Source organism: Paenibacillus sp. Y412MC10, from assembly GCF_000024685.1.
GTDB classification, from domain to species: Bacteria; Bacillota; Bacilli; order Paenibacillales; family Paenibacillaceae; genus Paenibacillus_AQ; species Paenibacillus_AQ lautus_A.
In genome coordinates this window covers 1,311,226-1,334,683 of sequence record NC_013406.1, presented here as the reverse complement: position 1 = coordinate 1,334,683, position 23,458 = coordinate 1,311,226, and the positions used below count along the sequence as shown (strand labels likewise).

General features: G+C 53.2%; 18 protein-coding genes. All 18 read right to left on the bottom strand.

Going from position 1 to position 23,458, the window contains the following annotated elements; all coding sequences use genetic code 11:
- Positions 1-485 precede the first annotated feature (485 nt).
- The 18 genes from GYMC10_RS05620 to GYMC10_RS05535 all read right to left on the bottom strand — a co-directional run bounded on the left by GYMC10_RS05620 (position 486) and on the right by GYMC10_RS05535 (position 23,348).
- Positions 486-1,064 (bottom strand): YecA family protein, encoded by a 579-nt coding sequence (locus tag GYMC10_RS05620; RefSeq protein WP_009593170.1) that lies wholly within the window; start codon positions 1,062-1,064, stop codon positions 486-488.
- Between the two features lie 414 nt (positions 1,065-1,478).
- The gene (locus GYMC10_RS05615) at positions 1,479-4,703 is read right to left on the bottom strand and encodes an S-layer homology domain-containing protein (RefSeq protein ID WP_012819258.1); all 3,225 of its coding nucleotides are present in this window, start codon (positions 4,701-4,703) and stop codon (positions 1,479-1,481) included.
- Between the two features lie 248 nt (positions 4,704-4,951).
- A complete protein-coding gene (locus GYMC10_RS05610) occupies positions 4,952-7,549 on the bottom strand; it encodes a LuxR C-terminal-related transcriptional regulator (protein WP_012819257.1) in 2,598 nt (865 codons plus the stop codon).
- A gap of 257 nt (positions 7,550-7,806) precedes the next feature.
- A complete protein-coding gene (locus tag GYMC10_RS05605) occupies positions 7,807-9,123 on the bottom strand; it encodes an ABC transporter substrate-binding protein (RefSeq protein ID WP_012819256.1) in 1,317 nt (438 codons plus the stop codon).
- Between the two features lie 305 nt (positions 9,124-9,428).
- Positions 9,429-10,385, bottom strand: coding sequence for a glycoside hydrolase family 113 (locus tag GYMC10_RS05600; RefSeq protein WP_012819255.1), 957 nt, complete (start codon positions 10,383-10,385; stop codon positions 9,429-9,431).
- Between the two features lie 36 nt (positions 10,386-10,421).
- Positions 10,422-11,252 (bottom strand): carbohydrate ABC transporter permease, encoded by an 831-nt coding sequence (locus tag GYMC10_RS05595; protein ID WP_012819254.1) that lies wholly within the window; start codon positions 11,250-11,252, stop codon positions 10,422-10,424.
- Positions 11,249-12,133 (bottom strand): carbohydrate ABC transporter permease, encoded by an 885-nt coding sequence (locus tag GYMC10_RS05590; protein ID WP_009593160.1) that lies wholly within the window; start codon positions 12,131-12,133, stop codon positions 11,249-11,251. Before GYMC10_RS05590 ends, GYMC10_RS05595 begins: the two co-directional genes overlap by 4 nt.
- 114 nt (positions 12,134-12,247) lie before the next feature.
- Positions 12,248-13,753, bottom strand: a complete 1,506-nt coding sequence (locus GYMC10_RS05585) for a response regulator (RefSeq protein WP_012819253.1) — start codon at positions 13,751-13,753, stop codon at positions 12,248-12,250.
- Positions 13,746-15,623, bottom strand: coding sequence for a sensor histidine kinase (locus GYMC10_RS05580; RefSeq protein WP_012819252.1), 1,878 nt, complete (start codon positions 15,621-15,623; stop codon positions 13,746-13,748). The genes GYMC10_RS05585 and GYMC10_RS05580 overlap by 8 nt, the downstream gene beginning before the upstream one ends.
- Before the next feature lies 1 nt (position 15,624).
- Entirely contained in the window at positions 15,625-16,683 is a 1,059-nt protein-coding gene (locus GYMC10_RS05575; protein WP_012819251.1) for a LacI family DNA-binding transcriptional regulator, read from the bottom strand.
- Between the two features lie 222 nt (positions 16,684-16,905).
- Positions 16,906-18,042, bottom strand: coding sequence for an SGNH/GDSL hydrolase family protein (locus GYMC10_RS05570; RefSeq protein WP_012819250.1), 1,137 nt, complete (start codon positions 18,040-18,042; stop codon positions 16,906-16,908).
- A 51-nt stretch (positions 18,043-18,093) separates the two neighbouring features.
- Positions 18,094-19,509 carry a radical SAM protein gene (locus GYMC10_RS05565; protein ID WP_012819249.1) on the bottom strand — a complete coding sequence of 472 codons (1,416 nt, stop codon included), beginning with the start codon at positions 19,507-19,509 and terminating at the stop codon, positions 18,094-18,096.
- Between the two features lie 17 nt (positions 19,510-19,526).
- A complete protein-coding gene (locus tag GYMC10_RS05560) occupies positions 19,527-20,315 on the bottom strand; it encodes a prolipoprotein diacylglyceryl transferase family protein (RefSeq protein ID WP_012819248.1) in 789 nt (262 codons plus the stop codon).
- Positions 20,316-20,381: 66 nt separating this feature from the next.
- Positions 20,382-20,645, bottom strand: a complete 264-nt coding sequence (locus tag GYMC10_RS05555) for a B-box zinc finger protein (protein WP_012819247.1) — start codon at positions 20,643-20,645, stop codon at positions 20,382-20,384.
- Between the two features lie 218 nt (positions 20,646-20,863).
- Positions 20,864-21,310, bottom strand: coding sequence for a VOC family protein (locus tag GYMC10_RS05550; protein WP_012819246.1), 447 nt, complete (start codon positions 21,308-21,310; stop codon positions 20,864-20,866).
- 82 nt (positions 21,311-21,392) lie between these two features.
- Positions 21,393-22,319 (bottom strand): sigma-70 family RNA polymerase sigma factor, encoded by a 927-nt coding sequence (locus GYMC10_RS05545; protein WP_012819245.1) that lies wholly within the window; start codon positions 22,317-22,319, stop codon positions 21,393-21,395.
- Entirely contained in the window at positions 22,319-22,924 is a 606-nt protein-coding gene (locus GYMC10_RS05540) for a metalloregulator ArsR/SmtB family transcription factor (protein WP_012819244.1), read from the bottom strand. The genes GYMC10_RS05545 and GYMC10_RS05540 overlap by 1 nt, the downstream gene beginning before the upstream one ends.
- 235 nt (positions 22,925-23,159) lie before the next feature.
- On the bottom strand, positions 23,160-23,348 hold the full coding sequence (locus tag GYMC10_RS05535) for a hypothetical protein (RefSeq protein ID WP_009593181.1): 189 nt from the start codon (positions 23,346-23,348) through the stop codon (positions 23,160-23,162).
- Positions 23,349-23,458 lie beyond the last annotated feature (110 nt).

Genomic DNA, 23,458 nt, shown 5'->3' with positions numbered 1-23,458 from the left:
GCTTGAGTGTAAAGTTTTATTTAGTACAATTTTTTAGAATTAATTTTCCAAGGCTTCAGCTGATTAACGATAGGTAAAACCTAATTCGGCAAATTAAATTCCCTATGCTTAATTACCCCGAATTCTGCCTCCAGCACAATTTCTCCACTCAGTGCGCCATTATCTATCACAAGTAAATGATCAACCAGGCTCATGTATTAGAGAAGATTTTGCATAGAAGAATGATGCCGGTGCATGATATCTTCGGCAGGGATGTGGTGACCCCCATGACGTACTCTGCCGGCCTACTCGTTCGACATTTAGATTTGGATCACCAAGGCCTACATAAACCATATAGGCTTAACTTGTATAAACAACTTTGGAATTTGATTGGGTCCTTCAACGCAAAATGACCGCCCCCCTTGTGGGAACGGTCAAGCTATGAAACCGAATGCGCAAATGCTTGTACTATTGCTATGGATCTTTCACTTTTGGCTCTTTGGCAATTAACGTCCCAAGGACAAGTCCTTATCCTCTTCGCCAGCGGGTTCCTCATCCTCGGCGAACGAGTCGTCTGCGGATGCCGCTACGCCATCCATGAAATCTTGAATTTGGCCGCTGTTGCGAGTCAGCGTGGCTACCGAAACCTCGTGTTTCTTCGCGATATCGGACTTCGTTGTTGGAATGTTAAGCGATGAAGTTACTATATATTCGATCGCACTTGCATATCCACCCTGTTTGCGGTACTTCGGATTGGCTTCTCTGGAGAAGCTGTTCCAGACCATCAGGAGGCTGAACACTTGAAACAGCTGCTGCTCATCCTGCAGTTCGTAATCCCGGCAGATCTGAGGAAACACAGACTCTGCAAGCTCGCGATGCTCATCGGCGATCCAATCCATCCACCCCAGCTTGTCGTTGATCATCTGTCGCAACTGATCGACTTGTAGCTTAGGCTCTGCTGCTTTCGCACCAGGGAACTGGATGACTTTACCGTATACCGTGCGTTCATCTCTTTCAAGACAACATCTTTTGTACTTTTTCCCGCTTCCGCAGTGACATAGATCGTTTCTTCCTAGCTTTTTCATTTCCTAGCTCCTATTTGAATGATTTCTTCTATTATACATGGAAAATATGAAAATGCGCACCTCAAGCCTACAGATCCTTAAGGTTGACGGCCTTTCGCGTCGTTACACTCTCTTACAGGGGGGCTTCCGATAAGAAGGTGCCGAGGCAAGCCAGATAGCAAAAAAGCGCGGGTTCCCTCTATGAAAGCCGCGCCCTTTCATATTATTCTATAATATCGTCATAACGCAAGTAGGATGTAACAAATTTGTTAGAACCTATAATAGACTTGTGCCATTTTTGGTAAAGATTCCATAAATAGAATCTGATCTACAGTAACCTGTTTCCGATAGATGCCCCTGTTGGCGATAATGAAATAACCGCCTCCCTATACGTTATAGAGAGGTGGCTGCTTGCCCATACTCGGTGAAATCCGATTAATTTCCTTGCTCTAATATCGCTTCCAGGCGAGTGAGCAGGACCACTGTCTCGGCCCGAGTTGCCGGATTCCCTGGCCTCAGATTAGACTGGCTGTCACCTTGGATCAATCCACGGGCAGACAGTTCCATCATGGCTTCCCTTGACCAGGCTGGCACCAGGGCATGGTCAAGGGAAGCAGACAGGCTGCTGTTTCCTTCCACAGGGAGCGGGACTCCTGCAAGCTTCATGGCACGCTGCAGCATCACGGCAAGCTCTCCTCTGGTAACCGATTGATTCGGACGTATAGTGCCATCCTTATAGCCCTTCAAGATGCCTGCTTGCATAGCATCCGAAATGGCATCCTTAGACCAATTAGGCCAATATTCACTTGTGTCGGATCTGTCGGCCTCGACAGAAGCGAACGGCCCAAACCAACGATTCAGCAGAACGACAAACTCGGCACGCGTAATATAGGAATTGGGCCGGAAGGTTTTATCTGGGTACCCGCTAATCTTAGCTGCTTTAACTGCTTTCATGATAGCATCCTCAGCCCAATGTCCTTTCACGTCAGAGAACTTTACAGTCTCTATTCTTTCTCCGTCATCCCCACTCCCAGGCACCGGATCCTGATCTTCGATTGCCGGAGGCACCGCTGGTTTGTCCCCTTTCCCTGACTCAGAGTCCGGTTTCTTGTCGGTTCCAGGAGTCGGAATGGGATTGGAACCAGAGCCCGAGTTTGACTCGGGTTCAGTGACCGTACCCGGATTCGACCCTGATCCAGGATCGGGATTCGGAGCAGGACCCGGGTCAACATCCTTATCCGTAACCTTGATTACGGCACTAGTGGAATGCGTGCCATAAACGGCGTTTAGAACGGTCTGTCCTTTCCCTTTTCCTGTAATCAGCCCCTCAGGACTGATTGTCGCAATCGTCTCGTCCTCTATCGTTAACTTGCTATTCGATGTAATGTTTCTCGAATTGCCATGTTCATCCGCTGCGATAAGACTGGCTTGCAGCGAGCTGCCTCTCTCCAGTTCGTATTGCTGCTTGTTGAAGGATATGCCTTGGATGAATAACTCGAACTCAACCGTAATGGGATCCGCGAGCAGCAGACCTTCAAGTGACGATGCACTGATTGTGGCGATCCCCGGCTGATTAGATACCAAGGTGCTCTCATAGACGCCATAGGTCGACTCTGTCACCGTCGTCATCTGCCCCAAAGAAGAAATTAACTCAATAGGGCCAAGATAATCATCCAGATCGTTGCCATGGACATCTTTGATGTGAAGCTTGATCTCTGTGGATTGCTTGCCATCTGCCACCACGATTTTCGGGTTCGCCGTTAATGTGGAATAAGCTCTGTTGGGAGTCCCGGCTCTAAACGATACTTTGGCTGACACGTCAAAAGGCTTGCCATCCAAAGTCACACCAATATTAGCTATACCTGCTGTATCGGATCGAAGCTCGGCTTCATAAACGCCATAAGAGGTTTCTACCGGTTCACTGACCGTTCCAAGCGAGCTGGTGAATGCCGCCTTACCGCCGCTTCGGTTCAGCTCATTTCCGTCAGCATCCCTTATCTGCAATCTCAATACGACCGGATCGGCACTGCCAACGACTGACATGGAAGGCGTTGCTGTCAGCTCTGACTGGGCAGGGTGAGGCTCTCCGGAGAGTACAACAATTTGCGCTGCTGGAACCTCCAGGCCATTGATCCTGGCCGTTACCTGAACAGGCCCTGGAGAGTCTGCCAGCATATCAGCCGCATAACGCCCTTCTCCTACGTAACTTACAGGCCCTACTATCGTCGCCCCTACAGCTTGCATATCCACGACGTCCGTACCGAAGCTGACTGGCTGTCCTTCATGGCCGGCCAGCTGAAGTGTCAACCGGTATGGCTGCCCCATAACCGGTCCGATGCCTTGTTTAGGCCAGTAAGCTTTGTCATAATGACTGAGTGACAGTTGGTTAGGCTCTATAGCGCTGTCCATTTTATAGCCGCCTCCGAGCTGTTTTTCTCTATTACTCCCCATGCTCCAGAGTGTGCCGTTATCCAGCATGATTACCGTATGATGACCGCCGGTCTCGGCTTGCAATACTTTAGCATTACCCGGCAGCCTGGTGACTCGTCCTGGCCGCTCCTCCAACCGATCATCTCCACGGCCAAGCTGTCCTGTAATGTCCCCTGAACCCCAAATGGTATTGCCGCCCCAGGTCCACACACTGCCGTCTTCGCGAATCGCTGCGACGTGTGCAATCCCTGCCGATATATCAACAACATGGCCGAAAGCATCTCCAGATGCTTTGTCCAATACAGGCTTGGGATAATTTGAATAAGTCCCCTGGAGTGTGTCAGAGCCTAGCTGCCCATAACCGTTGACCCCCCAGCTTAATAAGGTTCCGTCCTCTTTTAAGGCCAAGGTATAATCATTACCGGTAGATACCTTCTTGATTCCATTCAGAGGATTCTTGTTCTTATCCAGCGCATGGACGGGATATGAACGACTATTTGTCGTGAGGTCTCCCAGCTGATAAGTTCCGTTATACCCCCAGCCCAGCAACTCCCCATTCTCCGTTACGGCCATGGTAAACCAATTCCCTGCATGAATCTGCTTAATTCCTGTTAGAAATTCGGAAGCGTTCTTCTTCACCTGAACCGGTCTTTCGACATACTCCAGCGGGCCATTGTTCCCGTTACCCACTGCACCCGACTGATTATCTCCCCAAGCCCACACGGTTCCGTCTTTCGCCAAAGCGGCAGCATGCGTAACTCCGGCAGAAATCTGTTCAATCGGAGGCAGGCCTGCAATCGGAATTGCCGTTGGATAATAATAGGTTCCCTCGAACGGCCGCCCCAATTTATTACTTGCATTTAAACCCCAGCCGTATACAGTTCCGTCAGCGGATAGAGCAAGCGAGTATTGTAGTGATGCCTCGACTGCTACAATGTTCGCAAGAACTTTAAGTTCACCGTTCACCTTCTCATAAACTGGCTGCGCAAAGCTGGTGCTGAAATTCGAACCTTGTTTCCCATTCCCCAGCTGTCCTACCATATTCGATCCCCAGGACAAAACCGTTCCATTATCCAGCAAGGCTAACGTATGGTACCCTTTTGAGGATATCGAAACGATGTTAGTCTCTCCGGGTAAGCCTGCCTTTCCCGTATCCGCATGCCCTGTGGTACCCATCTGGCTTGCCAGCAAGAGTACGATGAGACATATGTGCCATATTTTACGTTGCAATGCGTCGACTCCCTTCTATGGATTTCGTATGAATGCGACAAAAGTATACAAAACCCCGGGACCATTGCCTATTATCCAAAGTTAACAAAGGGGGACAAACGAGAAAAAACCGCGGCTCATCCCCTGATCCACGGCTATGGTGCATAAACATTATGAAGTAATACATATGATCGACAGCCATCCACCCATGCCCCGACCCACACATCGTGTACCCAAGGAGAAGTACGTACAATGAAATAAATGCTCCTCTATTTCGAACGTTCCATTTCAGATCCCGAGAAGGTCTTCAGTACCGCCTGTACTCTTGAGCTGACACCTAACTTACTGTATATCCGGTTCAAGTACACCTTCACGGTCCCCACCGTGAGTCCTAGTTCATCGGCGATGGACTGGTTGGTATCTCCCCGGTGAAGCAGGGCCAGGACTGTTGTTTCTTGGGGTGTTAGCCCATATGTACCGAAATGGTCCAGAAGATCCAGGCTTGCCAGTTTCTCCTGTCTCATCTCTTCCATCAGTTCAGCCATATAATCCTTCAATGGAGCTGTCTTCATAGCATCACCGTTAGTATTCAGCTCCTGCAGTAGTTGATACACCCAATTCCCTTCATCCATAAATGTGCGTTTATATCGATACGGCATGACAAGCGAGAGCGCCTCTTGAAGAAACAAGGTAGCTACCTTTACGTTTCCGCGAGTGTATTCCGCGTAGGCCTGCAGGACGATGACAGATGCGGTAATATTAATGCTTCCAGCTTCTTCGGCTTGAATCCGGAGGGCCGCAAGCATAGCCTGCGCTTGATCGGCTCTCTGCTGATGAATGAGCAGTCGCGCCCAGGTCATGATTTCCAATGAATACTCAAGGCTTATCCGCTGCATCGACGAAAGGTTTAGCTCCTGAAAGCCAGCCTCTGCCTGGGACAACTCTCCGTCTCTAAGATCGATCTCTACCAAAAAAGCCCGCAAGGCACTGCACCATAATATATCTTCTCTTGCTTCCATGATATTCAACGCATCCTGCACGATCGCCCTTGCCGAATGGTGGTTTCCTTCCTTCCGTTTAAGCTTAGCCATAGTCAGTCGGATCGGAATGAACAAGCCTGGAACGTCTTTGTATCGTCTTCCTTCTAAAAGCCGATCCAGCCAGAATACGCATGCATCCAGCTCATTCTTCTCATAAAAGCCTTCTGCCATGGCTTGCATGACATATTGACACATCAAGGAATCCTCCCAGCCATGGCGTTCCAGAATCGAGACAATTTGTGTGCCTACCTGTGCCGTGGTATTCGTAAGAACGCCTTGAAGCCCGAACGGTGTATTGCGCACAAAAGGTTCCCGGTTATTATAATTGAAATTAAAGAATATGGGATCCTCCGGCAGTCGATGTTCAATCGTCTGAGCAAACTGGAACCATTCATCAAATTGTCTGGAATTAAAAGCAAGATTGGCTTTTACAAAAAAAAGCCCGCTCAGCCATTCTAGCTGCCGCTCCATTATTGGCAGTCCATACAAACCTGCTTCCAATCGTTCAAGCAAATCCCGTGCTTGGTCACGCTTCCCTAGAAGAGAATATACAAAGATCTTCACAAACAGCAATCTGTCCGGCAAACGTATTCCTTCGGGAAACCTGTTAAGCCACAGCTGAAGAAGGTCGAATTCTCCCTTCTTGATCAGCTCCATCATATGCTGATCCACCAGAGCGGCTGCCATCTCGTAATCCTCCGCCAACAAGGCGTAATCGATCGCTTCCTCATGCCATCCTTCGCGAGCATATACCTGGCTTGCTCTCCGGTTAAGCTCAATCCATCGCTCGGGGTTCTGCTGCTTTAATAAGCTGCTCAAGAAATCGCCAAACACATGATGATAACGATGCCACCGTTCTTGGTGATCCAAGGGAATCAGAAATAGCCCTTTGGCTTTTAGCACCTCCAGCATGCCATCACATTGGGGCAGCTCGGTGACGGCAGCGCATATGTCCGCGTGAAATCGCCTCATAACCGAGGTTTCCAGCAAAAACTGCCGTAAAGGCTTGTCCAGCCCGCGCATGACTTCATGACTCAAGTAATCACTCAACTGCCTGTTACTTTGGCTAAAAGCATCAGAGCCCGGTATGCCAGCAGCTTCGTTCTGCCGCTGTGCAATAAGTGCTAATTGGAGTCCGGCTGCCCATCCTTCTGTACGTCGAACCAAGCTATTCAGCTTCTCAGGGGCGAGGGAACGCCCCAGTGTATGTTGGCACAGAGAGCCCGCATCCTCCTCGTTGAATGCTAGCTCCTGCGCTCCTATCCGCTGCAATCTTCCGCTTAACAGCCATCTCCCCATCCCCTCGAGGGGCAGCTCCGCGCGCGAAGCGATGAACACCCTGACAGAATCCGGCAAATGTTCGATCCAATAATTCAGACTTTCATGAATTTCCTGATGGGTAATCGAATGATAATCGTCCAATACCACGTTTATAGACAGAGAGATGCCATGCATCTCCATAATAAATTGATCCAAGAAAGAATAAATCACTTGACCTGAATAAGGAACCAGCAGGGGCAGCAGCCGATTTTCGATCCCGGAAGGTAAGTTGGGCAAGAGTGAATGGATCATATAGCGCCAAAATCTCCGCAAATCGTTATCCTGCTCATCCAAAGTTAACCAAGATGCCAGTCTGTGCTGCCCTTCATGGTGCATATACTGGACCAATGCGGTGGTCTTTCCGCTGCCGGCAGGGGCTACAATCGTGATGATCCGATACCCGCTGCCCTGATTCTCCCTCACATCCCATACAGAACGGCTGATCCATGAATCCCGTAATGCTGGCGGCTGCAATTTAGTTCTTAGAATAACAGTCCCTTCTCCCATGTGAGTCACCTCCAAGTCTTACTGTTACTATAAAATACTCTTAAGTATCTTTCCAGGTTAATCCTCAAAGTCCGGCGTTTCCCCGGAAATTAATAGGATTACCCTCTCAAAGGATCTAAACAATACCTGCTGGCATACATACTGTGGTAAAGCTGTTGTACAACCGATCAGCATACGCAAAAAGCGGCCTTACTCTGGATCATCCAGAGTAAGGCCGCTTAGAGCTGCATCTCGACATTAACCCGTTGATTCTCGAATTAATAGCCCAGTGCGGTTTTGGCTTCCTTCCACTTCGCGTTCAGCTTGTCGAACGCAGCCTGCAGATCGTCGGCCACGATATATTCCTGGACGTAATCGCCGGTACCGATGCCAATCTGCGCCTTATTCGCGATCTCGTTAAACTTCGGATCGGTCGCTTCGCTCTCGATCAGCGTCGGATTGAACGATTGGAATTCGGCGAGCTGCGAGATGGAGGACTCCGCCGATTTGATGATCGGCATGAAGCCGGAATCTTCCACGTAGCCGGATTCCTTCACGAAGAAATCGACCCACGCGGTAGCAAGCTCTTTGCTCTTGCTGTCTTTGCTGACGGCGATGAAGTAATCCGAACCGAGCGGCGCGTTGTACTTGCCGCTATTATCGTACGGGAGCGGGAAGAAGCCGATGTCCTCCGAAGCCGCGCCGGCGCCGATCACCTGCGGAATCACCCAGTTGCCCAGGAAGTACATCGCGGCTTTGCCGGAAGCCATTTCGCCTTTCGAAATCTCCCAGTTGTTTGTGTACAAGTCTTTCTCTACCCATTCCTTTTGCACGAAGGTGCGTCCGATATTCGCAAGGATGCCCCAAGCATTATCCACCTGGAACGGCGCTTCCTCGGCGACCTGCTTCGAGGCGAACTGCGGATCCCCGTTCACGTACCATGCGGAGTTATCCGCCCAGTTACCCATCGTCCATTGGGCTCCGAAGTTCATGTACAGCGGAATGATGTCCGCCGCTTTCAGCTTCTCTGCGGCTGCGTACAGCTCATCCAGCGTGGTCGGCACTTTGTCGACGCCTGCAGCCTGGAACGCCTTCTTGTTGTATACAATGCCTTGCGTATTGACGCCGGTGGAGATTCCATAGCGTTTCCCTTCGAAGAGGGTATTGTCCGCAAAATAAACGTCCTCGAACATCGTATCCGGCAATGGCTCAAAGTACTTGCCGTACTCCGAGGTGGCAAGGCCAGTCGGAATCATCAGCACGTCGCCGGCCTCGCCCGTGGTCAGACGGACCTGAATGTCCGTCGCATAGTTGGTCAAGCCTTCAAATTCAATCTCCGCCTTCGGATATTTCGCTTTGAAGGCTTCCACGTATTTGTCCAGCGTGCCATCGTTTACCAGGTCGGTGCGGTGCGTCAGCACCTTCAGCTTGCCGCCCAGCTCCGCTTCGCCGGATGCCTCGGTCGGCTCGCTGCCGGCGTTGCCGCTCGGCGGTGCCTCGGTGCCTGCGTTATTCGTTTTATTTCCTCCGCAGGCGGCCAAAATGGATGATACGGTTAAGAGCAGAAGCAATGCCATCGTAAATCTTTTTTTCATTTCGTCTTCCCCCTGTACGTTGAATGTACTTGCGTTTCTTCGCATCTTCATGAAGCGCTTACTGATATCGCTTACATTTTAAATGATAATCGCTAACAAGTTCAAAACAAATGAATTGTTTTTGTTTTTATTGTCATAAATTATGCTAACATATCATTTTCTTGTTAGGCTCGATATAACCTGCTTCTCGGCGGCCGACAGCAAAAATCGCACCGTACGTCCTAACAACGTGCGGTGCGATGTTAACCCTATGTTTATGTTCAGCTACCTTGCGCACCGAGCCGGTACGCCCGTCCGATCCAGCATTAAACCCGGATGCCGGCCGCATAAAATGTCTTCACCGTCTCCTCGGCCAACTTGCCGTACATGCAATAATCATCGTTCAGGGACGCTTCCTCCACGCCATACAGCCGCGCCGGCCAATCCCACAGCATGTACCCCTGCATCCACTCCCGCTTGGCGCAAGCAGCGAACATCGCTTCATAATACTGCCGCTGCTCCTCCTCCGACGGGCCGCCGGGCAGCGACCAATCGTTCGGGCGGGCCGCGGAGCCCTCGCGGCTCGGACAGCCGGCTTCCATGAAGAAGAACGGCTTGTTCCATCGGCGGACCGTGCCTTCGATCCGATCCAATTGCTCCTCCCACTGGTCGATCGGATAATAGCCGCTGGAGGAGATGATGTCTACCGCATCCCACCAGCCCACGCGCTCCTCTTGATATTTATCGCAATTATACGTCACCAGCCCGCCGTAGACGTTTCGTACATCTGCAATCAGGGCCCGCCACTCCGCGTCCCGCTTGTCGGCCTGCACCATCTCGCAGCCCACGCACAGCATCTCGCATCGCTCTTCCTCCGCGATTTCGGCATAATGGCGAATGAACTCCCCATAGGAGCGGAACCATTCCGCCCAGCTCGGTTCACCCGGAACCTCCTCGTCGAAGAAGTTAATATGGGCCCTCCACGTTCCGTTCGCGACGTTCACGACCGGCTTCAAGCACACCTTGAGGCCCAGGCTCTTCGCCTTGCGGATAGCCCATCGCACCTCATCGTCCGTCACCGTCGGTTCCTCCCGGAACGGGATTTCCGTCGACTGCGGCGTTGCCTGCACGGCCGACAGCGCGATGGCCACCCAATTCACGTCCATGTCCGCCATGCGTTCCATGGAGAATTCCGCCTCGGGTCCCGTCCAGGAACCCCGTACGCCGGTCCACCCCCAGGTCATGCCGCATACTTTTTCCGTCCACGTGTTTGTCGAGTTCATATATCGAGTCTCCTCTTCTTCATCGTCTAGTGTTCGTTATTTGACCGCTCCGTTCGTAACCCCCGCAAAAATGTACCGCTGCATGAACAAGAACAGCACGACCGTCGGAATGAAAATAATGAGAATGCCTGCCGAGATCACGTTCAGCTGCGCCGCGTTCGGACCGATGAAGGAATAAATCGCGGTGGATACCACCTTCAGGTCTTGGCTCGGCATATACAGGTAAGGCGTGTAAAAATCGTTGTAAATCGAAATGCTTTTCAGTATGACCAGGGTCGCCGTAGCCGGCGCAAGCAGCGGGAAGATGATGGAACGGTAGATTTTGAACAGGGACGCCCCTTCCAGCATGGCGCTCTCATCCAGATCCCGCGGGATGCTGTTCACGAATTGCAGATAGATGACGATCTGGAGCACGTCGGCTCCCAAGTACAGCAGAATCGGCGCAAACATCGTGTTGTAGGCCCCCAGGCTCTGGATGACGCTGAAGGTAGCCACCTGCGTCGTGACCATCGGAATGACCTGAGCGACCAGGTACATGCCCATGATCGCTTTTTTCATCTTGAATTCGAACCGTCCGACCGCATAAGCGACCATGGTACCGAACAGGATGTTGCCGACCACCGAAATGACCAATACGATCAGGATATTGCGAAATCCGAGCCCCAAATCCCCGATGTCGATCACCCGCTTGAAGTTCTCGAAGTTAAAGAAATTGTCAGGCAAGCTGAGGCCGGATTGATAATACTCCACCTGGGTCTTGAACGCCCCCACGAAGATCGAGTAAATCGGGAAGAACACCACGAACAAGGCGACAACCAACGTGAAATAATTGAAAATCCTAAAGCCGATCGAGCCTTCCCTTTTCATGATTGCTTCTCCTCCCTGAACAGCAGCTTCCGCTGGATGACAATGAACAGCAGCACGATGATCAGCAGCACGACCGCCATCGCCGAGGCCAGTCCGAAGTTCTGATACTTGAATGCCGTATCCACCGTCTTGATGACGAAGGTCGACGTATCGTTCGCCCCGAGCAGCATCACAAACGGAATATCGAACGCTTCGAGCGCGCCCGTCAAGGTGAGGATCAGCATCAGCTCCAGCACGCCCCGGATGCTAGGCAAGGTGATGTAACGGAACTTCTGCCAGCCCGATGCCCCGTCGATGGATGCTGCCTCGTACAGGTCGCCCGGTATCGACTGCAGCGCCCCGATAAAGATGACCATGTTCAGCCCCATGTACTTCCACATCGAGATGAAGGCCAGCGCAAAATTCACGATCCCTTTATCGCCCAGCCAGCTCTGCTGCCAGGATTCGAGTCCCAGCGCGCCGAGCAGCGTATTCAGCGATCCGTATTCCATGTGGTACACGTTCTTGAACATGATCACCGTAGCCACGCTGTGCAGCACGTACGGCAGGAACAAGGCGACCCGGAAGCCGTTTCTCCCCTTCAGCTTGCCCGTCAGAATAACGGCAAAATAGAGGGCAAAGACGACCTGGATGAGACCCCCGATCAGATAATACAGATTGTTCTTGAGTGAGCTGAACACTTCGGGCTTCGTAAAAATCTCGACGTAATTGTCAAAGCCGATAAAGTTCATATCCCAGCCGAGACCCGACCAGTCCGTCAAGCTGTAATACAACAGCGAGAGCGCCGGATAATAAGAGAAGGTCAGTGACAGGAGCACGGGAATGGCAAGGAAACCGAACAGAATAAGATAGCGCTGCGTTTTATAACTGAAATTGAACACGTTCCCTTCCTCGCTTTCTGGATGAAATGGTACCGTTTTCAATCATTATAAAAGACAGCGCCCCGAAAAATAATAGACTTTGTTTGCTTTTATTGTCCTCAGTTTAGATAACAGTCACCTAACAAAATCGCGGTACTCCTTTGGCGTTTTTCCGGTCATTTTTTTGAACACTTTATTGAAATAAGCCGGGTCCGGGTAGCCCACGCGTTCGCCGACCATATACGTCTTGAGCCCGTGATCCTCCTTCAGCAGCCGCTTGGCATGCTCGATTCGCACGGCGATGCAATAGTCCGTAATCGTCTCGCCCGTTTCGGTCTTGAACAGCTTGCTCAAGTAGCTCGGAGTCAGATAGACCAGGTCGGCGAGGTGCTGAAGCTCCAGCTCCTCGGTGTAATGCTGCTGAATATAGGCCTTGATCGTCTCGACAGCCCGATGCTCGCTCTTCCCTTGATCCAGAAGCCCGGCGGCAGCCTCCACAGCGCGCTTCAGCCGGCCCGCGAACGAACGCCAATTCTCGCTGTCCCCCGGCTCCAGGTTCCAATCTGCATCCCCTGCGTCAATGCCGCGCTGCTTCATCTCTTCCGCCACATGCGACTCCAGGGTCAGGGAAGCTTCCCTCAATTCGGCCCAGCCGGGCCGCAGGGAAGCCGTCTCTTCCAGCCAGGTGCCCATCGCCGCCGGCAAACGTGCATACTCGCCTGCACGCAGTGCCGGAAGCAGCTGTTTATCCAAGGAACGGACAAGCCGGTAGCGCTCTTCCCGGTGAACCGCCGCTATGCCTTCGCCTCCGCAGTTGCGCCGTTCATCGCTGTACCAAGCCTGCTCCAGGACGCTCGCGGCTTCCCTATAGGCTTGCGGGAGCCAGCGGCTCCCGCTGAACACGCCGCTGATGCCCAGCTTCGCCGAAGTGCCCGCAGGAAGCTGCTGCAGCAGCATGGCCGCCCATTCTCTCGCCATATCCGCATGGCCCGACTCTGCGATGGACGCCAAGATCGCCTGCCTTCCTCCTTCGCAGCCGATGATTCTCCGCTCCGTCCTCCAAACCGACGTCCACGCCAGCAGCTTCTCTTCCGCGATCTCCGGGAACGTGCGAAGCAGGAGCACCGCGTAATGTCCGTGGAACAGCGCCTGCTGATCCAGCCGGTCGCAGACTTCTTCGAACAGATGCTCCGGCATGGTTCGCTGATCCGTGCCTAACAGGAAGCTGACCAGATCGTCCGACTCCAGCTTGCGCTCGTTCTGCTCGCCCTTCACCAGCTCGTCGACGTTCTCCAGCATGCGGAGCAGCTCTTTCATGTTGACCGGCTTAAGCAAATATTCCAGCGCTCCCTGCCGCATGGCGGTTCGGGCATATTCGAAATCGTTATAACCGCTGAGCACGGCGAATTTGGTGCGGCTGGCCATCTGCTTGATATTCGCCATCAGCTGGAGCCCGTTCATTTGCGGCATTTTGATATCGGTAATGACCAGGTCGGGCTGGAGCTCATGCCATTGATCCAGCAGCTCCTGGCCGCTTGCAAACGTCCCCACGATCCGATATTGCTCGCCTGCGTCCCGTATCAGCTTGCCAAGCCCCAGCCTGATCCGTTCTTCATCGTCCACCACGGCGATGTTAAGCATTTGCAAGTCCTCCTGTTCTCGGTTCTTCTACATGTTCCGCGGGAAAGGTAATCCGGACGGCAGTTCCTCGTCCTTCCTCGCTGTCTACGGTAAGGCCGTAGGGTCTTCCGTATCGGAGCTGCAGCCGCTCGTGCACGTTTCGCAGCCCGACTCCCCGGCCGTCCGTTCCTGGGGGCTGCGCCTGATCCAGCATGCTGCGCAGCCTCGCAAGCGCTTCTGCCGACATGCCCAGCCCGTCATCCGTAACGGTAAACACGTGGTTCATGCCATCCATGGCATAGGTAATGGTCAGATGCAGCACGGATTTGTTCTCGTCGAAGCCGTGATTGACGGCGTTCTCGATGATCGGCTGAAACAGCAGCTTCATCACCCGAATGGAATCAGCCCCCGGATCATCCGGCAGCGTCAGCACGAACCGCTCGCCGTACCGGTAATTCAGCAGCTCGATGTAGGCTTTGACATGCTCCCACTCGCGCTTCACCTCCACGACCTCGCTGCCGGCATGAATGCTGTAACGAAGCTGCTGCCCTAACAGCTGAACCATATCCCCCACCTCCTGATCGTTGTGAAGGACGGCCGTCATCCGGATCGTTTCCAGCGTATTGTAAATAAAATGCGGATTGATCTGGTGCTGAAGACGCTCCAGCTCCGCCTCCTTCTTCCGTTTCTCGATCGCGTAAATATCGTCGATGAGCTGTTTGATGCGTGCCATCATCCGGTTGAACGAGACCCCGATCAGCGAGGCTTCGTCCCGTCTTCGGACCGGGAACACCACATCCAGCTTGCCGGTCTGCACCTGCTTCATCAGATGGACGATGGACCGCAGCGGCCTTGTCAGCGCATAGATCAGAATCAATGAAATGATGAGGGCAAAGCTGGTAACGCCGACAGCCGCCGCGATCGTTATCTTGCGGGTCTTGAGCGCATCCTGCATCAGCTGCCGCTCCGGCACCGTAATTAGGATCAGCCAGCCGGTCTGCTCGGATTTCCGGTAAACGACAAGCTGCTCCTCACCGTCGACCTTATGGCGAAAGCTTCCTTCGTTGCCAGTGGCCTGGGCAAGCGCCGCATTGTCGGTCATGCTGCGGGACAAATATTTCTTCTCGCTGTCATAGATCACGGTCCCGTTGTCATCCAGGATGAAGGTGGTGCCGTGCGTCGTTTCCTCCAGGTCGGTGACGATGTTCTCGATCACGCCGATGTTGGCATCCACCACGATGGTGCCGATGGAATGGTACGATTTATCGATAATGTCGCGGACGACCGTGAACATATACTGCTTGCTGCCGGCGGACACGGCGATCTCCTGCGTGCTGACCAGCACGGGCCGGCCGCCGGCCTCCGTGGCCAGTTTGCGCCAGTTGTCATAGTACTGCTGCAGATTCGAACGGTTGCCGCCGCTTTTGACCACGTAATAGGGGTTGCCGAAAAGGTCGAACAGGTATACGTTGCTTGTGCCTTCTTTGATGTTGTTCATGAAATAAATGCTCCGCTCGACCTTGCGCGTAATCTGGAGCTTCAGCTCGCTCTCGTTCAAGCTTGCCGGTTCCTTCGGCTGCCCTTCCGCCTGGTAATGCCGGTTGGACATCTCAAGCCCGGACTGAATTTCATTGAGGTACGAAGGAATGATCGAAATTTTCATCATATCGGTCACGTAATCATCCAGCTTGCCCATCATTTTGCTCGATAGCTGGGACACGTAGGCGACCGTATTGTTCTCGATGGTGGCCGTATAACGCTCTGCCGCAAAATACGTGATGAGTCCGATCGGCAGGATAATCAGAAACAGAAAGACCACAAACAGCTTGCGGTCCAAGCGTCCGGCCGGCCGCTCCTTCCATAGACGGGTAATGTAGCCGCGCAGGTTCACGTCAGTCGACCTTCTTTGCATAAGCGGTGGATTCGCGGAGGATGAAGTCGCCGGCCAGGAGTATTTTTTCCAGCGGGCTGTCCGGCTGCTCCACCCGTCTCGCCAGCATCTCCACCGCCCTGCGTCCGAACGCCTCCTTGTTGACGTGTATGGTGCTCAGTGACGGAGCGGCATAAGCGGCATCCTCAATATTGTCAAAGCCGGTAACCGAGCAGTCTGCCGGCACCTTGGCGCCCAGCTTGCCGAGCACCGTCATGATACAGATGGCAATGGAGTCGTTCGCGCACACAAAGGCGGTAGGCAGCTCCTCTATCCGACTTAGTATGGTCTCAAGCGCCTCCGTCATCTCGGAGCGGTTATCTCCTTCAAAGCTAAGTAGCTCCTCGTTCTGATCCAGCGGGATCCCCTGCTCGACGAGGACGGAGCGATAGCCTTGATAACGATCGGCGAAGCTGCGCGAGAACCGGACGTTCCCTACGAACTGAAGGGTTCGATGCCCGCAGCCGATCAAGTAATTGGTCACCCGTCTCATGCACTCCACATTGTTCATGAACAGGGCATCCGACGGTATCAGCGGATCCTCATGATCGATCAAGACGAAGGGAATATCCAGGCTGCGGATTTCGAGCAGCAGCTGCGAGGAGATAAATCCGACGCCGATGATGCCTCTCACTCCGCTCGGATTAATCAAATTCGCGAAGCTGTCCTTGAATTGATCGGTCACGATGACCATCCCCGTGTCCCTTGACTCAAGCTCATTCGTGATCCCGTCGATAATCCGTCCCCAATACAGGGAATCCCGGGTTTGGTAGCGGACATTCGGCACAAGCACGATGACGGTCTCCTTAGCGGCTTGGCTGCCGTCGGCGCTGGCTTCGTTCTTCTTGCTTCCGGCCTTCTGCGACTTGTTGGCAAAATAACCAAGCTGGGTCGCGACGTTCACGATTTTCTCCCGGGTCTCGAGACTGACGCCGGATTTACCTGAAAGCGCTTTAGAAACAGCGAACTTCGAAAGGCCGAGATGATCGGCAATTTGCTGCATCGTGACTTTTCCTGCCATAACCTGTACACATCCTTTAAGGTAATCGATAAGTTATTAGTTAATTGTTATCATAACATTTCATTTATTAGGTAAACAATTAAAACTTTTGAATGCAGCGACGGCGCAGACAAAAGCCCGTTCCAACCTGGAACGGGCTCTCTCACGATTCTAGCTTATGAATGTTTCATTACGCGTTTCGTTACGCTGTTTGCACGCTAAGTGTCTACCCTGTTAACGGTTCTATCGCCTTGCTGCTGCAGCCATATCGCCGATCACTTGCTTTAGCACAGGCTCAAGCCGGTCCGCCATCAGCTTGAAGCCGAGGTCCGTCGGATGAACCCCGTCAACGGTCGTTTCCCCGGGATCGTCGCCTAACCAATCCGATCCGTCCACAAACGTTAGGTTATGGTCTCCGGCCTCCGTCAGTTCCCGAATGAGCTCCATCTGAAACTTTTTCCGTTCAAGCCGTCCTTCGCGAAACTCCGGCATGAACGACTCGGCTCCATGAGGGATGCGGGATACCAGGATGATGGGAACCTCGGGATGGAACTTCCGGTAGGTCTCGATATACCGCGGCAAGGTCTGACGATAAGCTTCGGTCCCTCCGCAATTCGCCTCATAATCAATCACGAGACAGGCCGGCTCCGAGATTTGGGCGGCCAGTTCGGCAAGCTCCGGCTCTCCCTTGCCGTTCCCCGAGAAGCCCAGGTTGATAAACTCCAGATGGAGCCTGCGGCTTAAGATATTCGTGTACGACATGCCGGGCCGCGACGCGCATCCGCCTTGCGTGATGGAGGTTCCGTATATGACCACTCTCGCGCTGGAATCATAGGGGTCCGGCGCGAGGACTTCGGCTCCCGGCTCCATTCCGATCCATATCTCCTCAACGCCCTGATATAAGGGCATGTTGAGCAGGAACGAGCGTGCTTTGCGGTCTTCGACAGTGAAAAGGCTGCTCTCATACTCTGCCTGACCTGGCTGGAAACGGGCGGTTCCTGCATGTTTCCACTCGCCCGGGCCGCCGATATACGCATCCACTCCGCACTCCCCGGTGGGGGGCATATGGTACATGCCGGATCCTGCCGTCAACCGCACGCGGACGGATACGTTCCGCGAATTTGTTCGGAAGCGGATTTGACCGCCCGATGTGCAGTTCGCAAGCGTATCCACCTCCGGTCGGACGGGGACCTCAGGTACGGCGGGCAGCCTGCGATAGATGCGTTCGGTGTCGAACCAGGCAAAGCCGGATACTCGGAATGGCTCTTCCAATGGGGAATACCATAACCATTCGTCCGCTTCGGCGTGATCGATCTTCATGTTCTGATCCAATAGAAATGGAGACACCTTCTCAGGTTCAGGGCTATTGTTCTGCACCATGTATCGCCTCCCTATGTAAGCTCGAATTGAAGTACATTGCCTTAGAACGGCTTATCTGTCCCATGCGGTGGCAACCTCTTCCTTCAGTTCCTTCAGCAGCTCTTCCTTGTCATCCCGGTAAAACATGTTATAGGTGTCGAACGGGATCATCCGCCCGTCGGGATGCACGATATGCACGCAGGATTTCTTGACGGACCGGACATCGAAGTTATGGGCATCCAGGAACTGCATGATAATGACCCGGAAGACGTTGTCGTACGTAATCTGCTCCGGCACGGCGGCCAGCGGCAGGCAGCAGAGCAGGCTCTTCAGGGAAAGCGCCGAGGATTGCGGCGAGTGGCCCGTCGACAGCAGCTCAAACATTTTGCCCCGGATGACCGGGTCCTGTTCGAATACAATCGTGTTGCTGTCGCCTTCAAGCAGGATTTCCGGGTCGATCATCCGCGTCAGCGGGAGCACTTCCCCGCCCAGCTTCAACGCATAACCCATGGCGAGGCAGTCCGGGTGGCAGGGCACCGGCAGAATGTCCGCGTCCGTAAACACTTCGGACTGGTCGATGATCATCCGCCGGACTTCGCTTACGGTCAGCCGATCGGTTGCCGGATCATACCCCTCCAGCCGTCCCGCCGCCTGAATCGGCTGAATGGTGACGCCGCGCACCGCCTTTTGCTGAAGCCCATACTGAATGATGTCGCCGATTTCGCCGTCGTTGAGCCCTTTCTTCAGCGTGACGACCAGTGTCGTGGAGATGTTGAATTCATTCAGGTGCTCGATGGCCTGCCGGCGGATGCGCCGCAGGTCCGCCCCTCTCAGCTCCTTCAGCACATGTTCCTCAAAGCTGTCGAACTGCAGGTAAATCTCGAAGCCGGGCATATACTCGGCCAGCCTCCGCGCAAAATCGCGGTCCTGGGCGATGCGGATGCCGTTCGTGTTCACCATGATATGCTTGATGGGACGGCTTTTGCACATATCCAGGATGTCGAAGAAATCCGGGTGCGTCGTCGGCTCGCCGCCGCTGATCTGCACGATGTCGGGCTCTCCCTCGTTCTCCACGATCCGGTCGAGCATGAATTCGATTTGTGTCAGCGACCGGTAGGAGGTGCGGTGCGGCGACGATTCGGCGAAGCAAATCGGGCACTGCAGATTGCAGTGATCCGTAATCTCCAGCAGCGTGAGGCAGCTGTGCTGCTCATGGTCCGGACACAGTCCGCAGTCGTAAGGGCAGCCGTAACGGATCGGCGTATTCCAGACGAGCGGCATTTCGGACGGCTTGATGAACTTTCGCGTCTGATGGTAATACTCGGCCTCGGTTGCGATCAGTACTTTTTCCGGACCGTGCACGAGGCATCTTTTGAGCATATACACCATGCCGTTCTCCTCGATGATCTTGGCTTCCACTTTGCGGTAACAGGTCGTGCATATGCTGTTCGTCAGTTCATGATACAGATAAGGCCGGTTTTTTGGCATAATCAAAACTCCTTTGGTCAGCTTGGAAGACGGGAATCCGGCGTGAAGCGGCGAATCCGGTTTCTGCCGCCGATCAGCCATGCGTAATAGATGAGGCCCGCGATGCAGGCCAGCTGGATATTGTTCAATCCCAGGTAAGGATGCGGCGTCGGCTTGATCCATTCGATCGCCAGGCGGAACAGCAGATACCCGGCCATGAACCACTGGAACATCCGCCCGGACACATAGCCCTCGCGAGTCGATCTGCCGCGGCTTTGACGGTACAGCGGCATCAGCAGCAGGGCCAGCACGATCAGGAAGAGGATCTCATACAGCTGAGTCGGGTGGCGATAGATCCCGTCGCCGAAATCCACGCCCGTGAACCAGGTTGTCGGCGTGCCATAGGTGTGGTCGTCGAGGCCGGTCAGAAAACAGCCGATTCGCCCAAGGGCCAGGCCCAGCATCAGAGGGTACACAAAATCATCGCCCGTGGAATGCTTCCAGCCCACCCAGCGTTTTGTCAGCTCGACGCCGATCAATCCGCCGAGAAGACCGCCGACAATCGTCTTGCCACCCCAGAGGAGATGGAATTGGCGCAGCTGTTCCCAAGTGGCCGCCGGATCCTCAAACCAGTACAGCAGCTTGGCCCCAATGGCAGCCCCGGCGATGATGCCGGCCAGAAGCTGCAGGCTCATCAGCTTTGTCATGCCGCTCGGCCGGCGGGTCCATAAATACACCCGAAAGCCGATAAAGTAGGCCAGCGATTCAAATAACACATGCGGATGAATCCGCCAGGAGCCCAGGTACACATAAACAGGAAATTCCATCCGCCCACTCCTTGAATGAAAACTTGAGTTGAAAATAAGACCATGTTCGAGTTCGAAACGCGTTCTTTAATAGGAAAACAGGATCGTTCCGCAAATCGCGAGCAGCAGCAGCGCAAGCCCGCCCAGGATGGCCAGTATGGAGACAATCACGGTCACCCAAATGTTCTTGGACCGTCCGGGCATGCCGGGAGCAGGGTTCATTTCGCCGCATCGGTAGCGGCAGCGGCCTGTCTCCGGATTATGGCATTCGTCGCACACCGGCTTTCCGCAGCGCGTGCACTGAGCGACGGCCGGCCTTTCGGGATGGTTCATGCAGCGGTAAACTTCCATCCAATCACCTCACTTGGGATTTAGCCCTAATATTTCCCATTGTAAACGTAAACAGAGAATTAGACCACCACCTATAACGACAGATGGCCCTGGGGTGAACATTCATAAGACGTCATAAGATGCCGCCGTTTCCAATCGGAATCGCGAAAATACAAAAAGGCAAGCCCTCTGACTCATTCAAGCCAGCGCTCGCCTCTCCATTCTTGTGGTTCGATGGGTCAGCTCGTGGGTGCATCCTGCCAAACATTAAACTTGTTGCCGTCGGGATCCTTGAATTTGAACTGCAATCCGCAGGAACCGTGATCTACCAGCGGCTCGACCTGTGCTCCATTTTCCCGCAGCCGCTTATGCAGTTCCGTAATATTCTCGACCTCGAAGGTTAACGAGAACATCTCATAATTCTCCCCTTCCCATTGGTTGGTTATGAAGTTGGCTGTTCGGTTATCCAGTGTTTCCAGCAGGAATAACCACTGTCCGTCCCCTAAGATCAAGATGGCTCCCGTATCGTCGCATTTTCTCACCGTAAGGCCAAATAGCTCAGTGTACCATTTTACCGCCTGCGGAAGATTCCTTACCGGGAGATAATTGCAATGAACCTTCTTTAGCAACGGCTTGTTCACGGATTGGAGATTGGGCGCTTCGTTTAATGGGTTGTCTATCGTCATTCGATTCACCTCTTGTTCAATGTGGTTTCAATATATAGACGATGGAACCGGACCGATTCCGTCACGGAGAGCCATTTTTTTATCAATTCGGTTCAATTGCATGATACTTATTGCCGTCGGGATCATAGAATACCAGCAATTTGCCGAATAAAGCATCTTCCCTGATCGGCTCCATTCCAATCCCCTGTTGATGCAGCCGCTGCTCTAACTCCCCAACGCTCGCTGCTTCGAACGTGAGTACAGGCATGCTCGCCGGGACGTGGCGCTGACACTCGAGCAAATACAATTCCTGTCCGGATTCCAGCACGGGATTGCCGTGCCTGCTGGTTCCCAGATGAAAATGCAGGATAAACCAGGCGGTGGCCTGCCCCTTATCCGTGACTGGAATATAGAAATGACCGGCTCGCTTAAGGACATGTTCCGAGACCTGCTGCTCGAAATCCCTCCCCAAACGATGAGTAAGGAAATAATGCTCGAAGTCACGGGCAAGATGCTGTTTCAAAACTTCTCTGGCACGCCGTATTCGGCTTTCAACCGCAGATACCGACATGTTAAGGAACTGTCCGATCTCTTTCATGGACCACTCGCTTAAGTAGTGCAGCACGACAACGGATTTACTCTTCTCCTCCAATCCCTGCAAGGCTCCCCAGACGGAATCATGGATCACATATTGTTCCAGCCAAGGCGTGATATTGTCCGCTGCTGGAGTCGTTTCGTGCAGGGGGAGAGCCTGCTTGCTTCGTTTGGCAAAATCGAGGCTGGTCCGGCGCGTGATCGCATACAGCCAGCTGCCCAGCTTCGCTGGATCGTTCAGCGTATGCAGGTTGCGATAGCACTTCAGAAACGCTTCCTGCACCGCATCCTGCGCCTCGTGGAAATCTCCCAGCACGCTGTACGCAACGGATAACAGGGCGTTGGAATACTCGTTGACGATCATCCGGTAGGCATCAAAATCCCCCGCTTTGGCATCCTCGATCCGTTGATGGGTTAGCGGCGAATGTTCTTTCATTAGGACAGATCCTCCCACCGTGCCCACATCTTCTCCGGATTGAGCTCATACACCCCATTGTCCCGGAACATGAAGTGATGCATGATAAACTCCCTCCGGATCGTCGCAAAGTCTTCATGATACTCTTTGATAAACTCGTTCATTTCCTTCTCGCTGTACTTCCGTCCCTTCTCCAACCGGGATACCATATGCGTAAGCACGATGAGTTTCTTCTTCAGCTGGGCAGGGATGCTCTTCAGCTTCCCGTCGGAGGTGAAGAAGTTCTTGATTACGGAATCCCTCATCCGCCGTTCCTCTTCCTGCAAGCTTTCCGTTACACTCTCGGACCGGACTCTTTGGTAAATCAGATTCTCCGTCGCTGTCGCACTGTTCTTAATAAAATAATCGTTCAGCGAAAAAAAGATCGTGTTCTTGTCCCTGCGTTCGTTGATGAGGCTCGCTTCCCGCAGCTTCGCCGCGTGGTGCGTAATCGTAGCCGGCGTGACGCCGATCTTCTCGGCCAGAAGCTGGCCGTTCATTTCGCCTTCCGCAAGCAGGATGAGCATCTTGATTCGGGTCGGGTCTGCGAGCGCCTTGTGATAACTGACCACTTTATCCAATTGCACGGTTATCGACTCAACTCCTTATATAAATTTAACATTCATCTAATTTATAGTTTGTTAAATCAGATGTTAAACCATCCGAATTACAAAGTAAACCTCCTCATGGAGAATGAAGGCCCTGGCACCATAAAAAACCCGCCCTTCTTCATGAAGGAACGGGTTTTTCGGATGTTGCGGCTCCACGTACGGAACACGGTTGCTCTGTTGCTGTCGATCTAGATATCAGCTAAGCCGCTTCTTACACTACCGCTGCGTCCACTCTGGACTGATCGGCATTCTGGCATCGTTTGCATACCTTCAGTGCCGTGCCGTCCGATTTGTTGGCGACGTAGAGAAGTTTGATGCGCGACGTGCTGCATACCGGGCATGTGCCGCGGCCGCGCGATGGCATGTTCCATAGTGCGCGGCCCCGTTTTGTTTTGGCCATGGTTCATATCCCCTTTATTTCATAATCTCCAATGGTATTTCGAACCCATGCACGCCGCTTGCCTCCGCCGCGATTATTCTTTGTTATGCGAATCTCAATCCTTGGGATGA

Coding starts and splice junctions, on each gene's coding strand:
- GYMC10_RS05620 (WP_009593170.1), bottom strand. CDS start 1,064: ATGAAAAAGCTAGGAAGAAACGATCTATGTCACTGCGGAAGCGGGAAA.
- GYMC10_RS05610 (WP_012819257.1), bottom strand. CDS start 7,549: ATGGGAGAAGGGACTGTTATTCTAAGAACTAAATTGCAGCCGCCAGCA.
- GYMC10_RS05605 (WP_012819256.1), bottom strand. CDS start 9,123: ATGAAAAAAAGATTTACGATGGCATTGCTTCTGCTCTTAACCGTATCA.
- GYMC10_RS05600 (WP_012819255.1), bottom strand. CDS start 10,385: ATGAACTCGACAAACACGTGGACGGAAAAAGTATGCGGCATGACCTGG.
- GYMC10_RS05595 (WP_012819254.1), bottom strand. CDS start 11,252: ATGAAAAGGGAAGGCTCGATCGGCTTTAGGATTTTCAATTATTTCACG.
- GYMC10_RS05585 (WP_012819253.1), bottom strand. CDS start 13,753: ATGCTTAACATCGCCGTGGTGGACGATGAAGAACGGATCAGGCTGGGG.
- GYMC10_RS05575 (WP_012819251.1), bottom strand. CDS start 16,683: ATGGCAGGAAAAGTCACGATGCAGCAAATTGCCGATCATCTCGGCCTT.
- GYMC10_RS05570 (WP_012819250.1), bottom strand. CDS start 18,042: ATGGTGCAGAACAATAGCCCTGAACCTGAGAAGGTGTCTCCATTTCTA.
- GYMC10_RS05565 (WP_012819249.1), bottom strand. CDS start 19,509: ATGCCAAAAAACCGGCCTTATCTGTATCATGAACTGACGAACAGCATA.
- GYMC10_RS05560 (WP_012819248.1), bottom strand. CDS start 20,315: ATGGAATTTCCTGTTTATGTGTACCTGGGCTCCTGGCGGATTCATCCG.
- GYMC10_RS05555 (WP_012819247.1), bottom strand. CDS start 20,645: ATGGAAGTTTACCGCTGCATGAACCATCCCGAAAGGCCGGCCGTCGCT.
- GYMC10_RS05550 (WP_012819246.1), bottom strand. CDS start 21,310: ATGACGATAGACAACCCATTAAACGAAGCGCCCAATCTCCAATCCGTG.
- GYMC10_RS05545 (WP_012819245.1), bottom strand. CDS start 22,319: ATGAAAGAACATTCGCCGCTAACCCATCAACGGATCGAGGATGCCAAA.
- GYMC10_RS05535 (WP_009593181.1), bottom strand. CDS start 23,348: ATGGCCAAAACAAAACGGGGCCGCGCACTATGGAACATGCCATCGCGC.